Origin of the sequence: Ensifer adhaerens, from assembly GCF_002940685.1 — a bacterium.
In the GTDB taxonomy this organism is placed as follows: Bacteria; Pseudomonadota; Alphaproteobacteria; order Rhizobiales; family Rhizobiaceae; genus Ensifer; species Ensifer adhaerens_E.
On sequence record NZ_PNFP01000008.1, the window covers coordinates 202757 to 216992 of the forward strand.

The 14236-nt window shown below is 63.8% G+C and carries 13 protein-coding genes; all 13 read left to right on the forward strand.

The features are described 5' to 3' along the window. Nucleotides 1-197 precede the first annotated feature (197 nt). The 13 genes from C1A35_RS17410 (at nt 198) to lpdA (ending at nt 14215) form a co-directional block, all read left to right on the forward strand. A complete protein-coding gene (locus tag C1A35_RS17410; protein WP_104665535.1) occupies nt 198-743 on the forward strand; it encodes a protease inhibitor Inh/omp19 family protein in 546 nt (181 codons plus the stop codon). A gap of 59 nt (nt 744-802) precedes the next feature. Next, nucleotides 803-1957 (forward strand): cell division protein ZapE, encoded by a 1155-nt coding sequence (zapE, locus tag C1A35_RS17415; protein WP_104665536.1) that lies wholly within the window; start codon nt 803-805, stop codon nt 1955-1957. A 183-nt stretch (nt 1958-2140) separates the two neighbouring features. After that, a complete protein-coding gene (gene mdh, locus C1A35_RS17420; RefSeq protein ID WP_034802565.1) occupies nt 2141-3106 on the forward strand; it encodes a malate dehydrogenase in 966 nt (321 codons plus the stop codon). A 112-nt stretch (nt 3107-3218) separates the two neighbouring features. Then, nucleotides 3219-4412 (forward strand): ADP-forming succinate--CoA ligase subunit beta, encoded by a 1194-nt coding sequence (gene sucC / locus C1A35_RS17425; protein ID WP_104665537.1) that lies wholly within the window; start codon nt 3219-3221, stop codon nt 4410-4412. Between the two features lie 17 nt (nt 4413-4429). Beyond that, a complete protein-coding gene (sucD, locus tag C1A35_RS17430) occupies nt 4430-5332 on the forward strand; it encodes a succinate--CoA ligase subunit alpha (protein ID WP_034802559.1) in 903 nt (300 codons plus the stop codon). A 244-nt stretch (nt 5333-5576) separates the two neighbouring features. Continuing rightward, nucleotides 5577-8573, forward strand: coding sequence for a 2-oxoglutarate dehydrogenase E1 component (locus C1A35_RS17435; protein ID WP_104665538.1), 2997 nt, complete (start codon nt 5577-5579; stop codon nt 8571-8573). Between the two features lie 56 nt (nt 8574-8629). Further along, a complete protein-coding gene (gene odhB / locus C1A35_RS17440) occupies nt 8630-9871 on the forward strand; it encodes a 2-oxoglutarate dehydrogenase complex dihydrolipoyllysine-residue succinyltransferase (RefSeq protein WP_104665539.1) in 1242 nt (413 codons plus the stop codon). Nucleotides 9872-10019: 148 nt separating this feature from the next. Beyond that, nucleotides 10020-10436 carry an MAPEG family protein gene (locus tag C1A35_RS17445; RefSeq protein WP_337441997.1) on the forward strand — a complete coding sequence of 139 codons (417 nt, stop codon included), beginning with the start codon at nt 10020-10022 and terminating at the stop codon, nt 10434-10436. Between the two features lie 31 nt (nt 10437-10467). After that, the gene (locus tag C1A35_RS17450) at nt 10468-10893 is read left to right on the forward strand and encodes a VOC family protein (RefSeq protein ID WP_104665540.1); all 426 of its coding nucleotides are present in this window, start codon (nt 10468-10470) and stop codon (nt 10891-10893) included. Next, nucleotides 10890-11531, forward strand: a complete 642-nt coding sequence (locus tag C1A35_RS17455) for a LysE family translocator (RefSeq protein ID WP_104665541.1) — start codon at nt 10890-10892, stop codon at nt 11529-11531. Before C1A35_RS17450 ends, C1A35_RS17455 begins: the two co-directional genes overlap by 4 nt. 2 nt (nt 11532-11533) lie before the next feature. After that, complete coding sequence (locus tag C1A35_RS17460) at nt 11534-12034, forward strand: hypothetical protein (protein WP_104665542.1); 501 nt, start codon at nt 11534-11536, stop codon at nt 12032-12034. Next, nucleotides 12031-12783, forward strand: a complete 753-nt coding sequence (locus C1A35_RS17465; protein WP_104665646.1) for an SDR family oxidoreductase — start codon at nt 12031-12033, stop codon at nt 12781-12783. Before C1A35_RS17460 ends, C1A35_RS17465 begins: the two co-directional genes overlap by 4 nt. Before the next feature lie 25 nt (nt 12784-12808). Then, nucleotides 12809-14215, forward strand: a complete 1407-nt coding sequence (gene lpdA / locus C1A35_RS17470; protein WP_104665543.1) for a dihydrolipoyl dehydrogenase — start codon at nt 12809-12811, stop codon at nt 14213-14215. Nucleotides 14216-14236: the final 21 nt, after the last annotated feature.

Consider the following 14236-nt stretch of genomic DNA (forward strand, 5'->3'; position numbering starts at 1 on the left):
CCAAAGTGCCTGGCCGTCGGCAGCGCGGCGATGAACCTTGTCGAGGGCATGGCGCGCGACCCGGCCGCCCGGACGTTTCAATCCTGCAACAGATCGCCAGGAATCGTCGTCCCTTGATTTGTCAGGTGGATTTGCTGTATTTCGGCCTATATTATCGCGTTGCATCATGGTTCGCGGACACGAACAGGAGTAGGGATATGCGGGTTATTCATGCGGCGGCGGGGCTGGCGGTTGTGCTTGCGCTGACCGGATGCCAACGGACGTCGATGGGCGGTTTCAGCTCCCAGGACGCCTCGCCCGCTCCCATCCAAGCCGCACCGGTTCCCTCGGTTTCGTCGAATCAGCTTCCGGCGCCGAGCGGAAACACGTCGCAATTCCCGGCTGCACCGACGAGCGGCACGGTGACGCCCGGTACGGTTCAGCAGCCTGGCACGCAGGTCGCCGCGGCTGCAGGCGGCGGGCTCGACGTCACCAAGGAATCGATGGTCGGCAACTGGCGCGTTTCCAGCGCCGGCTCCTCCTGCGACATGTTCCTGACGCTCACCAATCTCGGCTCCGGCTCGCGTGGCGGCACCCGCGGATGCGCCGGCGAACTGACGACCATGGGCTCCTGGGAAGTGGCCGGCAAGCAGGTGGTTCTTAAGGACCGCAGCGGCAATGCCATCGCCCGCCTCTACAAGACGGCCGATGCCCGTTTCGACGGCTCGACCAATGGCGGCCAGCCGGTCAGCCTCAGCCGCTGACGCTTCTCCAGCCCGGTCTCGCGCCGGGCTTTTGTTTTCCGTCCCATCTCGGGTGAGACGTGCTCAATCCTGACGACAGCATCTACCGCAAGCTCGAAGCGCTCGTTACGAGCGGCGAGCGCAAGCGCGACCCGGCGCAGTTTTCGATTGCCCGGCGCTTCGATCATCTCTCGGCCGAGCTGCTCGCCAGCCGTCCGTCGCGCAAGACCAATGCGCTCGGCTGGCTGTTTGCCTCGCGCAAGAAGGACCATCCGCCGGTCAAGGGCCTCTACATCCATGGTGGCGTCGGGCGCGGCAAGACCATGCTGATGGACATGTTCTTCGACGCGGTGCCGATCCAGCGCAAGCGCCGGGCGCATTTCCACGAATTCATGGCCGATGTGCATGAGCGCATCTACAAGCACCGCCAGAAGCTGAAGAACGGCGAGACGAAGCAGGCCGATCCGATCCCGCCGGTTGCCTCCGAACTGTTCGGCGAAGCCCGGCTGCTCTGCTTCGATGAATTCTCCGTGACCGACATCGCCGACGCGATGATCCTCGGCCGCCTGTTCGGCGAGCTGTTCGCCAAGGGTTGCGTGCTGGTCGCGACCTCGAACGTGGCGCCGGACGATCTCTACCGCGACGGCCTCAACCGCGGCCTGTTCCTGCCCTTCATCGATCTCCTGAAGGCGAATGCCGAGGTCATCTCGCTGGATACGGACACCGACTACCGGCTGACGAAGACCGATGGCAGCCCGGTGTGGCTGTCGCCGCTTGGGCCCGAGGCCGATGCGGCGATGGCGCGGGCCTGGGCTCACGAGACCGGCAACGCTCAGGCGGCGCCTGCCGAAGTGCCGCGCAAGGGCCGGAAGATCCCGGTGCCGGCGGCATCGGGAAAAAGTGCCCGCTTCAGTTTCGCCGATCTTTGCCAGCAGCCGCTCGGGGCTGCGGACTATCTGGCGATCCTCGAGCGTTACTCGACGATCTTCGTCGACCACGTGCCGCATCTCGGTCCCCACATGCGCAACGAAACCAAGCGCTTCATCCTGCTCGTCGACACGCTCTACGACAACGGTGCCCGGCTCTTTGCCTCTGCCGCCGCCGAGCCGCAGGATCTCTTGACCCAGAAGAAGGGCACGGAAGGCTTCGAGTTCGACCGCACGGTATCGCGGTTGATCGAGATGCAGAGCGAGGAATATGCCGCAGCGCATCCCGCAAATGTTGCTGTTTCGTGACGCAGATGTGGCGAAAACTCTTACGTTTACGTAAGAATTTTATGATCTAACCGATTGAAATTACTCTACCAAAAAGTATCGATTGATATTTTAACGTTTGCCGTTTAATGGCTTCCGGCGAAGGTTTGGCGTTTGCCGCGTTTCAGGCCTTGATCATATTGGGATCACAAAGGAAGCACTTTCATGGCTCGCAACAAGATCGCACTTATCGGTTCAGGGATGATTGGTGGCACGCTGGCGCATCTCGCCGGCCTGAAGGAACTGGGCGACATCGTCCTCTTCGACATCGCCGACGGCATTCCGCAGGGCAAGGGCCTCGACATCGGCCAGTCCTCCCCGGTCGAAGGCTTCGACGTGAACCTGACGGGTGCCAGCGACTACTCCGCCATCGAAGGCGCCGACGTCTGCATCGTCACTGCCGGTGTCGCCCGCAAGCCGGGCATGAGCCGCGACGACCTGCTCGGCATCAACCTCAAGGTCATGGAGCAGGTCGGCGCCGGCATCAAGAAGTATGCCCCGAACGCCTTCGTCATCTGCATCACCAACCCGCTCGACGCCATGGTGTGGGCGCTGCAGAAGTTCTCGGGCCTGCCGAAGAACAAGGTCGTCGGCATGGCCGGCGTTCTCGACAGCTCGCGCTTCCGCCTGTTCCTGTCCCAGGAATTCAACGTTTCGGTCCAGGACGTCACCGCCTTCGTTCTCGGCGGCCACGGCGACACCATGGTGCCGCTCGCCCGCTACTCGACCGTTGCCGGCATTCCGCTGACCGACCTCGTCCAGATGGGCTGGGTCACCAAGGAGCGCCTGGAAGAAATCATCCAGCGCACCCGTGACGGCGGCGCCGAAATCGTCGGCCTGCTCAAGACCGGTTCGGCCTACTACGCTCCGGCCGCTTCGGCGATCGAGATGGCCGAAGCCTACCTCAAGGACAAGAAGCGCGTTCTGCCCTGCGCCGCGCACCTGACCGGCCAGTACGGCGTCAAGGACATGTATGTCGGCGTTCCGACCGTCATCGGTGCCGGTGGTGTCGAGCGCATCATCGAGATCGATCTCAACAAGGCCGAGAAGGAAGCGTTCGACAAGTCGGTCGCGTCCGTCGCCGGCCTTTGCGAAGCCTGCATCGGCATTGCGCCGAGCCTGAAGCAGTAATCGCCTCCCGTCGGGCGGACGCTTGAGTTCCGCTCGGCCTCTTTGTTTTTGCCGCATTGGTGCGGGTAGGTGCCCCACCTGCCCGCACAATGCTCCAGACAGGAAGACAACCATGAACATTCATGAGTATCAGGCCAAGGCTCTCCTGAAGAGCTATGGCGCGCCGGTCGCGGAAGGTGTCGCGATCTTCACCGCCGACGAGGCTGAAGCCGCTGCCAAGTCGCTCCCGGGCCCGCTCTACGTGGTCAAGAGCCAGATCCATGCCGGCGGTCGCGGCAAGGGCAAGTTCAAGGAACTTTCCGCCGACGCCAAGGGCGGCGTGCGTCTCGCCTTCTCGGTCGACGAAGCCAAGGCTCATGCCAAGGAAATGCTCGGCAACACGCTGGTCACCGCGCAGACCGGCGCTGCCGGCAAGCAGGTGAACCGCCTCTACATCGAGGACGGCGCCGACATCGAGCGCGAACTCTATCTGTCGCTGCTCGTCGACCGCTCGGTCGGCCAGGTTGCCTTCGTCGTTTCGACGGAAGGCGGCATGGACATCGAGGCTGTCGCGCACGACACGCCGGAAAAGATCGTCAACGTCGCGATCAACCCGGAAGCCGGCGTCACCGCCGCTGACCTTTCCAAGCTCACCTCGGCCCTGAAGCTCGAAGGCGAAGCCAAGGCTGACGCCGAAAAGCTCTTCCCGATCCTCTACAAGGCCTTTGTCGAGAAGGACATGAGCCTGCTCGAGATCAACCCGCTGATCGTCATGAAGAACGGCCGCATGCGCGTTCTCGACGCCAAGGTCTCGTTCGACGGCAACGCGCTCTTCCGCCACGACGACATCAAGGCGCTGCGCGACGAAACCGAAGAAGACGCCAAGGAAATCGAGGCCTCCAAGTGGGATCTCGCCTATGTCGCGCTCGACGGCAACATCGGCTGCATGGTCAACGGCGCGGGCCTTGCCATGGCGACGATGGACATCATCAAGCTCTACGGCAAGGAGCCGGCGAACTTCTGCGACGTCGGCGGCGGCGCCGGCAAGGAGAAGGTTGCGGCAGCCTTCAAGATCATCACGGCCGACCCGAAGGTCGAGGGCATCCTCGTCAACATCTTCGGCGGCATCATGAAGTGCGATGTCATCGCTGAAGGTGTCGTTGCGGCCGTGCAGGAAGTCGGCCTCAAGGTTCCGCTGGTCGTTCGTCTCGAAGGCACGAATGTCGAGCTTGGCAAGAAGATCCTCAACGAATCCGGCCTGGCGATCACCGCCGCCGACGATCTGGATGACGCTGCCAAGAAGATCGTCGCCGCGATCAACGGCTAACTGAAGGACCAGACCTCATGTCGATTCTCGTTAACAAGAACACCAAGGTCCTCGTTCAGGGCCTCACCGGCAAGACCGGCACCTTCCACACCGAACAGGCGCTTGCCTATTACGGCACGCAGATGGTCGGCGGCATTCACCCGAAGAAGGGCGGCGAAACCTGGACCGGCTCCAAGGGCGAAAGCCTGCCGATCTTCGCCTCGGTTGCCGAAGGCCGTGAAAAGACCGGCGCGGACGCATCGGTGATCTACGTTCCGCCGGCAGGTGCCGCGGACGCGATCATCGAGGCGATCGATGCGGAAATCCCGTTCATCACCTGCATCACCGAAGGCATCCCGGTTGCCGACATGGTGCGCGTCAAGGCACGCCTTGACCGCTCCAAGTCGCGCCTGCTCGGCCCGAACTGCCCCGGTATCCTGACGCCGGAAGAATGCAAGATCGGCATCATGCCGGGCTCGATCTTCCGCAAGGGTTCGGTCGGCATCGTCTCGCGCTCCGGCACGCTGACCTATGAAGCCGTGTTCCAGACCTCCAACGAAGGCCTCGGTCAGACGACGGCCGTCGGCATCGGCGGCGACCCGGTCAAGGGCACCGAGTTCATCGACGTGCTGGAGATGTTCCTGGCGGACGAAGCCACGACCTCGATCATCATGATCGGCGAAATCGGCGGTTCGGCCGAAGAGGATGCTGCACAGTTCCTCATCGACGAAGCTAAGAAGGGCCGCAAGAAGCCGATGGCCGGTTTCATCGCGGGCCGTACCGCTCCGAAGGGCCGCACCATGGGACACGCCGGCGCTGTCGTTTCCGGCGGCAAGGGCGATGCGGAATCCAAGATCGCTGCGATGGAGCAGGCAGGCATCCGCGTGTCGCCCTCGCCGGCACGCCTCGGCAAGACGCTGGTCGAAGTCCTCAAGGGCTGATCTCAAACCATTTGTCCGGGCCGGCCGATCCGGCCCGGACAAGCTGCCTGCCGCCTGTTTCCTTGGCTGATTGAAGATCAGGACATGCGGCAATGACTGCCACGGTGACCCGGCGCGTCCTGACGACGCGCGGCGCCGTAGGAAAAAGGCCCGGCGCCCGGACGCGCCGAACGAACATGAACGACCGGGATACCCGGCAACCCAACTTCAGTCAGGAGGCGGACAGATCAGTCCGCGTGAGACCATGACAAGGCAAGAGGCCAACGAGCAATTCCAGCTCACTTCGTTTCTGGACGGCGCCAACGCCGCCTATATCGAGCAGCTCCATGCACGCTACGAGGCGGACCCGGCGTCCGTGTCGGCCGAATGGCAGGCCTTCTTCAAGGCGCTCGCCGACCGGCCCGAAGACGTCGTGAAGGCGGCCAAGGGCGCCTCCTGGAAAAAGAACAACTGGCCGATCCCGGCCAATGGCGAACTGGTCTCGGCGCTTGATGGCGACTGGGGCACGGTCGAGAAGGTGATCGAGAAGAAGGTCAAGGCGAAGGCTGAAGAAGCCGCCGCAGCGACCGGTACCGTCGCCAGCGCTGCCGACATCCATCAGGCGACGCGCGATTCCGTTCGCGCCATCATGATGATCCGCGCCTATCGCGCCCGCGGCCACCTGCATGCCAAGCTCGACCCGCTCGGCCTTGCCGCCCCGGTCGAAGACTACAACGAGCTTTCGCCGTCGAACTACGGTTTCGAGGACAAGGACCTCGACCGCAAGATCTTCATCGACAACGTGCTCGGCCTCGAATACGCGTCCATCCGCGAGATGGTCGAAATCCTCGAGCGCACCTATTGCTCGACGATCGGCGTCGAATTCATGCACATGTCCAACCCGGACGAGAAGGCGTGGATCCAGGAGCGCATCGAAGGGCCGGACAAGGGTGTCGACTTCACGCCGGAAGGCAAGAAGGCGATCCTGCAGAAGCTGATCGAGGCCGAAGGCTTCGAACAGTTCATCGACGTCAAGTACAAGGGCACCAAGCGCTTCGGTCTCGACGGTGGTGAATCGCTGATCCCGGCGCTCGAGCAGATCATCAAGCGCGGCGGCCAGGAAGGCCTCAAGGAGATCGTTCTCGGCATGGCCCACCGCGGCCGCCTGAACGTGCTTTCGCAGGTCATGGCGAAGCCCCACCGCGCCATCTTCCACGAGTTCAAGGGCGGCTCCTACGCACCCGACGACGTCGAAGGTTCGGGTGACGTGAAGTACCACCTCGGTGCCTCCTCCGACCGCGAATTCGACGGCAACAAGGTGCATCTGTCGCTGACGGCGAACCCCTCGCACCTCGAAATCGTCAACCCTGTGGTCATGGGCAAGGCCCGCGCCAAGCAGGACCAGATGGCGACCGTCTTCGAAGGCGACATCATTCCGCTGCGCGAGCGCTCCAAGGTCATGCCGCTCCTGCTGCATGGCGATGCGGCCTTTGCCGGCCAGGGCGTGATTGCCGAAATCCTCGGCCTTTCCGGTCTGCGCGGCCACCGCGTTGCCGGCACGGTGCACGTCATCATCAACAACCAGATCGGCTTCACCACCAATCCGGCCTTCTCGCGTTCGTCGCCCTATCCGTCCGACGTCGCCAAGATGATCGAAGCGCCGATCTTCCACGTCAACGGCGACGATCCGGAAGGCGTCGTCTACGCGGCCAAGATCGCGACCGAATTCCGGATGAAGTTCCACAAGCCGGTCGTCATCGACATGTTCTGCTACCGCCGCTTCGGCCACAACGAAGGCGACGAGCCGGCGTTCACGCAGCCGAAGATGTACAAGGTCATCCGCGCCCACAAGACGGTCGTCCAGCTCTATTCGGACCGACTGATCGCCGAAGGCCTGATCTCCGAAGGCGAAGTCGAGAAGATGAAGGCCGACTGGCGCGCCCATCTCGAGCAGGAGTTCGAGGCCGGCCAGTCCTACAATCCGAACAAGGCCGACTGGCTTGACGGTGCATGGTCGGGCCTGCGCTCGGCCGACAACCAGGACGAACAGCGCCGCGGCAAGACCTCGGTGCCGATGAAGCAGCTGAAGGAAGTCGGTCGCAAGATCTCCGAGATCCCGGCTGGTTTCAGCGCCCACCGCACGATCCAGCGCTTCATGGAAAACCGCGCCAACATGATCCAGACCGGCGAAGGTGTCGACTGGGCCATGGCCGAGGCGCTGGCTTTCGGCACGCTGGTGACCGAAGGCACCAAGATCCGCCTGTCCGGTCAGGACTGCGAACGCGGCACCTTCTCGCAGCGTCACTCGGTCCTCTACGATCAGCAGACCGAAGATCGCTACATCCCGCTTGCCAACCTGTCGCCGACCCAGGCGCGCTACGAAGTCATCAACTCGATGCTCTCGGAAGAGGCGGTTCTCGGCTTCGAATACGGCTATTCGCTTGCCCGTCCGAACGCGCTGACCCTCTGGGAAGCCCAGTTCGGCGACTTCGCCAACGGTGCGCAGGTCGTCTTCGACCAGTTCATCTCGTCGGGCGAACGCAAGTGGCTGCGCATGTCGGGTCTCGTCTGCCTGCTGCCGCACGGCTATGAGGGCCAGGGTCCGGAACACTCGTCCGCCCGCCTCGAACGCTTCCTGCAGCTCTGCGCCGAAGACAACATGCAGGTCGCCAACGTCACGACGCCGGCGAACTACTTCCACATCCTGCGCCGCCAGGTGAAGCGCGACTTCCGCAAGCCGCTGGTGCTGATGACGCCGAAGTCGCTGCTGCGCCACAAGCGTGCGGTCTCCAGCCTGTCGGAAATGGCCGGCGAGAGCTCGTTCCACCGCCTGCTGTGGGACGATGCCGAGGTGATCAAGGATGGTCCGATCAAGCTGCAGAAGGACTCGAAGATCCGTCGCGTCGTGCTCTGCTCGGGCAAGGTCTATTACGACCTGCTCGAAGAGCGCGAAAAGCGCGGCATCGACGATATCTACCTGCTGCGCGTCGAACAGCTCTATCCGTTCCCGGCCAAGGCGCTCATCAACGAGCTCAGCCGCTTCCGCAACGCGGAGATGGTCTGGTGCCAGGAAGAGCCGAAGAACATGGGCGCCTGGTCGTTCATCGACCCGTATCTCGAATGGGTTCTCGCCCATATCGACGCCAAGTATCAGCGCGTGCGCTACACCGGTCGTCCGGCTGCCGCATCGCCGGCGACGGGCCTGATGTCGAAGCACCTGGCGCAGCTTGCCGCCTTCCTCGAGGACGCGCTGGGGGGCTGACGCTCCCCTCGCTCTGAGCCACCAGAAACAGATATCTGATCAACGGAACAAAAATCATGGCAACAGAAATCCGCGTTCCCACCCTTGGCGAATCCGTCAGCGAAGCGACCGTCGGCACCTGGTTCAAGAAGGTCGGCGACGCCATCAAGGCCGACGAACCCCTGCTCGAACTCGAAACCGACAAGGTGACGATCGAAGTGCCGGCCCCGGCCGCAGGCACGCTCTCCGAAATCGTCGCCCAGGCGGGCGAGACCGTCGGTCTCGGCGCGCTGCTCGGCCAGATCGCTGCAGGTGCCGCTGGCGCCGCTGCAGCCGCTCCGGCTGCTGCCGCCGAAAAGAAGGTCGAGCCGGCCGCTGCCGCTCCGGCTGCCCCGGCGGCTGCTGCAGCTCCCGCCGCCTCGTCGATGCCGCCGGCACCGTCTGCCGGCAAGCTGCTTGCCGAAAACAACCTCTCGGCCGATCAGGTCGACGGCTCCGGCAAGCGTGGCCAGGTGCTGAAGGGTGACGTGCTTGCAGCCGTTGCCAAGGGCATCTCGACGCCGGCCGCTTCCGAGCCGGCCAAGGTCCAGGCCCGTGCGCCGTCGACGGCTGAAGACGTCGTTCGCGAAGAGCGCGTCAAGATGACCCGCCTGCGCCAGACGATTGCCCGTCGCCTCAAGGATGCGCAGAACACGGCCGCCATGCTCACCACCTACAACGAGGTGGACATGAGCGCCGTCATGTCGCTGCGCAACAAGTACAAGGACATCTTCGAGAAGAAGCACGGTGTGAAGCTCGGCTTCATGGGCTTCTTCACCAAGGCCGTCACCCACGCGCTGAAGGAAATCCCGGCCGTCAACGCCGAGATCGACGGCACCGACATCATCTACAAGAACTACTGCCACATCGGCGTCGCCGTCGGCACGGACAAGGGTCTTGTGGTTCCGATCGTTCGCGATGCCGACCAGATGTCGATCGCCGAGATCGAAAAGGACATCGGTCGCCTCGGCAAGGCTGCCCGTGACGGCGCGCTGTCGATGGCCGACATGCAGGGCGGCACCTTCACCATCTCCAACGGTGGTGTCTACGGTTCGCTGATGTCTTCGCCGATCCTCAACGCGCCGCAGTCGGGCATCCTCGGCATGCACAAGATCCAGGACCGTCCGGTCGCCATCGGCGGCCAGGTCGTCATCCGCCCGATGATGTACCTCGCGCTCTCCTACGATCACCGCATCGTCGACGGCAAGGAAGCCGTGACCTTCCTCGTGCGCGTCAAGGAAAGCCTGGAAGATCCGGAACGCCTCGTTCTCGATCTCTGAGATCCGGAAACGGTGGGGGCGCCTTTCGTGCCCCCACCGATCGCCGTCCGCGATTACGCTCGGCGAGAACCGTCTCTGCGGCCTGGCCGGAGAGACTGGCCTTCAGGGCCGATGATGCCGATCTGAACCGCTCCTGCGATTGCGAGGGATGATGGAAGCCGCTGCAGCGTCGACTGAAATCTGGGTGCTTGGCTGGAGCGTGCTGTTCCTGATCGCGCATATCCTGGTGCAGGCGCTGTCGCTCGACCTGTCCGGCGATTTTACGATCAAGTACCTGCTCGGCCCGCGCGACGAGCAAAGGGCGCCCAAGAGCGTGGTGTCCGGTCGTCTGCTGCGCTCGCTTCACAACATGCTGGAAACCTTTCCTGCCTTCGTCGCGCTTGCGCTGGCGCTGGCGGTGACCGGCAAGACCGGTGGCCTCGGCGCAATCGGCGCGGTGACCTGGCTTCTGGCACGGGTGGTTTATACCGCTCTCTACGTGGCCGGCGTTCCCGTGCTGCGCACCCTCGTCTGGTTCGTGTCGATCATCGCCCTTGTGCTGATGGTCGTCCGGCTCATGGCATAGCATCCCGCCGACAAGGCAAGAGGAGACTGGCATGGCATTCGGACCCGACGTTCCACCGATACAGGCGCATATCTGCGTCAAGGACGGGCTTGCCGCCATCGCCTTCTACGAAAAGGCGCTCGGCGCGGTGAACACGTTCCACGCGATGGCCGAGGACGGCATACGCGTCATGCACGCCAATCTGGCGATCCATGGCGGCGAAGTGATGCTGCATGACGAGTTCCCCGAATTCGGCGGCAGCGTGCTGTCGCCAAACACGATCGGCGGCACCGGGGTTGCGATCAGCATCAACCTGGCAAAGCCCGCCGATGTCGATACAGCCTATGCCAGGGCGATGGCCGCCGGGGCATCGACAGTTCTGGAGCCGCAGGATACCTTCTGGCACGCACGCTACGCGCGCATCAAGGATCCCTTCGGCCACGTCTGGGCCTTCAACGCACCGGTCGCAAACCCATGAGCCAGTATTTCCTCGAATTCGCCTCGCTGATGGCAATCTTCGCCTTCGCCATCGTCTCTCCCGGCGCCGATCTCGCCATGGTCATGCGCCAGTCGATCGTGCATGGCCGCCGCCCGGCGATCATCACGTCCTTCGGCATCGGCACGTCGCTGATGTTCCACGTGACCTACACGATCCTCGGTCTCGGGCTGATCATTTCGCAGTCGATCTACCTGTTCAACATCGTCAAATGGTGCGGCGTCGCTTACCTGATCTATATCGGCATCAAGGCGCTTCGGGCCGGGCAGACCGAGATCAAGGTCGACCACACGGAAGGCAACGGGTCGGTCAGGGGGCAGTCGGCGGCCAAGGCCTTCGGCCTCGGCTTTGCCGCCAATGCGCTGAACCCGAAGCCGGTGTTCTTCTTCCTGTCGATCTTCTCGACCGTCGTCAGCGCCCACACGCCGATCCTCGTGAAGTTCGGCTATGGCCTCGTCATGGCTTCGTGCCTGATCCTCTGGTTCGTCGGCGTCAGCCTGTTCATGACGACGCCGCGCATGCGCGCCGCCTTCACCCGCGCCAGCAAGTGGATCGACCGCGCCAGCGGCGTCGTCTTCATTGCGCTCGGCCTCAAGCTCGCGACGGAGAAGGCCGCCTGATCATGCTCTCCCGTCGCCTCCTTTCAACCCTGTTCGGCCTTGCCTTTGCTGCGCCGGCGATTGCCGCCGACTGCAAGCAGTCGCATGCGATCTATGGCGACCGCGACGGCGGCTACGAGCTGCGCTTCGAACCGGTCGGCTCGGTAAGTGCTGCAACCAGCAACCACTTCAAGGTGGCGGTCCTGAAGTCCGGCCTGCTGCTCGACGGCGTCGTCATGCCGGCGGGCGAACCGGAACGGGCGACCGGGCTGATCATGCACAATTGCCCCGAGGGCGATGCGACCGGCGAGGAACTGCGCGCCTGCACGGTGTGGCAGGGCGTCGTCTATGCGCTCGACAAGGTCGGCGCGGTCGGTGAGATCCCCGCCGAAACCGAACCGGCGGCCGAGCGATTGTTGCTGCCCGATTTCGGGCCGTCGCTCAGGGCCTCGACCGCCTGGGGCAAGGGCCGGGCGGAGGCCGACAGCTGGGACGCCTTCACGCTCAAGGGATGCGCCGCATGAGCGAAAGCCCCGTCCTTCTCGTGACCGGCGGCAGCCGGGGCATCGGCGCCGCAATCTGCCTTGGCGCCGCAAAGGCCGGCTGGCGGGTTGCGGTCAACTATGCCTCGAACCGGGCCGCAGCTGATGCGGTTGTCGATGCCATCACGTCGGTTGGCGGTGAAGCGATCGCGGTTCAGGGCGATGTCGGCTCCGAGGCGGATATCCAGGCGATCTTTGCCGCCGTCGATGCGGCTTTCGGACGGCTGGACGGCCTCGTCAACAATGCCGGCATCGTCGGGCAGACGGCCCGCGTCGACGAAATGTCCGTCGATCGGCTGGAGCGCATGTTCCGCATCAACGTCACCGGCTCCATCCGCTGCGCGGCCGAAGCTATCAGGCGCATGTCGACGCGCTACGGCGGCAAGGGCGGCGTCATCGTCAACATCTCCTCGATGGCTGCCGTGCTCGGTTCGCCGGCGCAATATGTCGACTACGCCGCCTCCAAGGGTGCGATCGATACCTTGACGACAGGTCTTTCGCGCGAGGTCGCGGCCGAAGGCATTCGCGTCAACGCGGTCCGCCCCGGCATCATCGATACCGAGATCCATGCCTCCGGCGGCCTGCCGGACAGGGCACGCGATCTCGCCCACACCATTCCCGTTCAGCGACCCGGCACGGCCGAGGAAGTCGCTGACGCGGTTCTCTACCTCCTGTCGGATAAGGCGACTTATGTGACGGGGGCAATTCTCAATGTCAGCGGCGGGCGGTAACCGCCCCTGAAGGAAGGATAAGAAAATGGCTTATGATCTCATCGTTATCGGCAGCGGCCCCGGCGGCTACGTCTGCGCCATCAAGGCGGCTCAGCTCGGCCTGAAGGTGGCCGTCGTCGAGAAGCGCGCTACCTATGGCGGCACCTGCCTCAACATCGGCTGCATCCCGTCGAAGGCGCTGCTGCATGCCTCCGAGATGTTCCATCAGGTCGCCCACGGCGTCGACGCGCTCGGCGTCGAAGTCGCGGCACCGAAGCTGAACCTCGAAAAGATGATGGCGCACAAGGACGCGACCGTTAAGGCCAACGTCGACGGCGTTTCGTTCCTGTTCAAGAAGAACAAGATCGACGGCATCCAGGGCACCGGCAAGGTGCTCGGCCAGGGCAAGGTTTCCGTCACCAACGACAAGGGCGAGGAGCAGATCCTCGAAACCAAGAACATCGTGATCGCCACCGGCTCCGACGTCGCCGGCATCCCGGGCGTAAAGGTCGATATCGACGAGAAGGTGATCATCTCGTCGACGGGCGGCATCGCGCTCGAAAAGGTCCCGGCCAACATGATCGTCGTCGGCGGCGGCGTTATCGGCCTCGAGCTCGGCTCGGTCTGGGCCCGCCTCGGCGCCAAGGTCACGGTCGTCGAGTATCTCGACACGATCCTCGGCGGCATGGACGGCGAAGTCGCCAAGCAGTTCCAGCGGATGCTGGCCAAGCAGGGCATGGACTTCAAGCTCGGCGCCAAGGTGACGGGCGTCGTCAAGGACGGCAAGGGCGCCAAGGTGACCTTCGAGCCGGTCAAGGGCGGTGACGCCCAGACGCTCGATGCCGACGTGGTGCTGATCGCCACCGGCCGCAGGCCCTATACCGACGGTCTCGGCCTCGACAAGGCCGGCGTCGTTATGGACCAGCGCGGCCGCGTCGAGATCGACCATCACTACCAGACGAGCGTTGCCGGCATCTACGCGATCGGCGACGTCGTGCGCGGCCCGATGCTCGCCCACAAGGCGGAGGACGAAGGTGTCGCGGTTGCCGAGATCCTCGCCGGCCAGGCCGGTCACGTGAACTACGACGTCATCCCGAGCGTGGTCTACACCCAGCCGGAAGTCGCCTCCGTCGGCAAGACCGAGGAAGAGCTGAAGGCTGCAGGCGTCGCCTACAAGGTCGGCAAGTTCCCGTTCACCGCCAACGGCCGTGCGCGCGCGATGCTCGCCACCGACGGCTTCGTGAAGATCCTGGCCGACAAGGAAACCGACAAGGTACTCGGCGGCCATATCGTCGGCTTCGGCGCCGGCGAGATGATCCACGAGATTGCCGTGCTGATGGAATTCGGCGGTTCGTCGGAAGACCTCGGCCGCACCTGCCACGCGCATCCGACCATGTCGGAAGCGGTCAAGGAAGCTGCACTTTCGACCTTCTTCAAGCCGATCCACATGTAAGGATCATGCGAGGGGGCTGCG

What these genes read in the sequence shown, in the direction of transcription:
- C1A35_RS17455 (WP_104665541.1), top strand. Translation starts at nt 10,890, where the DNA reads ATGAGCCAGTATTTCCTCGAATTCGCCTCGCTGATGGCAATCTTCGCC.
- sucD (WP_034802559.1), top strand. Translation starts at nt 4,430, where the DNA reads ATGTCGATTCTCGTTAACAAGAACACCAAGGTCCTCGTTCAGGGCCTC.
- sucC (WP_104665537.1), top strand. Translation starts at nt 3,219, where the DNA reads ATGAACATTCATGAGTATCAGGCCAAGGCTCTCCTGAAGAGCTATGGC.
- lpdA (WP_104665543.1), top strand. Translation starts at nt 12,809, where the DNA reads ATGGCTTATGATCTCATCGTTATCGGCAGCGGCCCCGGCGGCTACGTC.
- C1A35_RS17460 (WP_104665542.1), top strand. Translation starts at nt 11,534, where the DNA reads ATGCTCTCCCGTCGCCTCCTTTCAACCCTGTTCGGCCTTGCCTTTGCT.
- C1A35_RS17435 (WP_104665538.1), top strand. Translation starts at nt 5,577, where the DNA reads ATGACAAGGCAAGAGGCCAACGAGCAATTCCAGCTCACTTCGTTTCTG.
- C1A35_RS17445 (WP_337441997.1), top strand. Translation starts at nt 10,020, where the DNA reads ATGATGGAAGCCGCTGCAGCGTCGACTGAAATCTGGGTGCTTGGCTGG.
- odhB (WP_104665539.1), top strand. Translation starts at nt 8,630, where the DNA reads ATGGCAACAGAAATCCGCGTTCCCACCCTTGGCGAATCCGTCAGCGAA.
- C1A35_RS17450 (WP_104665540.1), top strand. Translation starts at nt 10,468, where the DNA reads ATGGCATTCGGACCCGACGTTCCACCGATACAGGCGCATATCTGCGTC.
- C1A35_RS17465 (WP_104665646.1), top strand. Translation starts at nt 12,031, where the DNA reads ATGAGCGAAAGCCCCGTCCTTCTCGTGACCGGCGGCAGCCGGGGCATC.
- C1A35_RS17410 (WP_104665535.1), top strand. Translation starts at nt 198, where the DNA reads ATGCGGGTTATTCATGCGGCGGCGGGGCTGGCGGTTGTGCTTGCGCTG.
- mdh (WP_034802565.1), top strand. Translation starts at nt 2,141, where the DNA reads ATGGCTCGCAACAAGATCGCACTTATCGGTTCAGGGATGATTGGTGGC.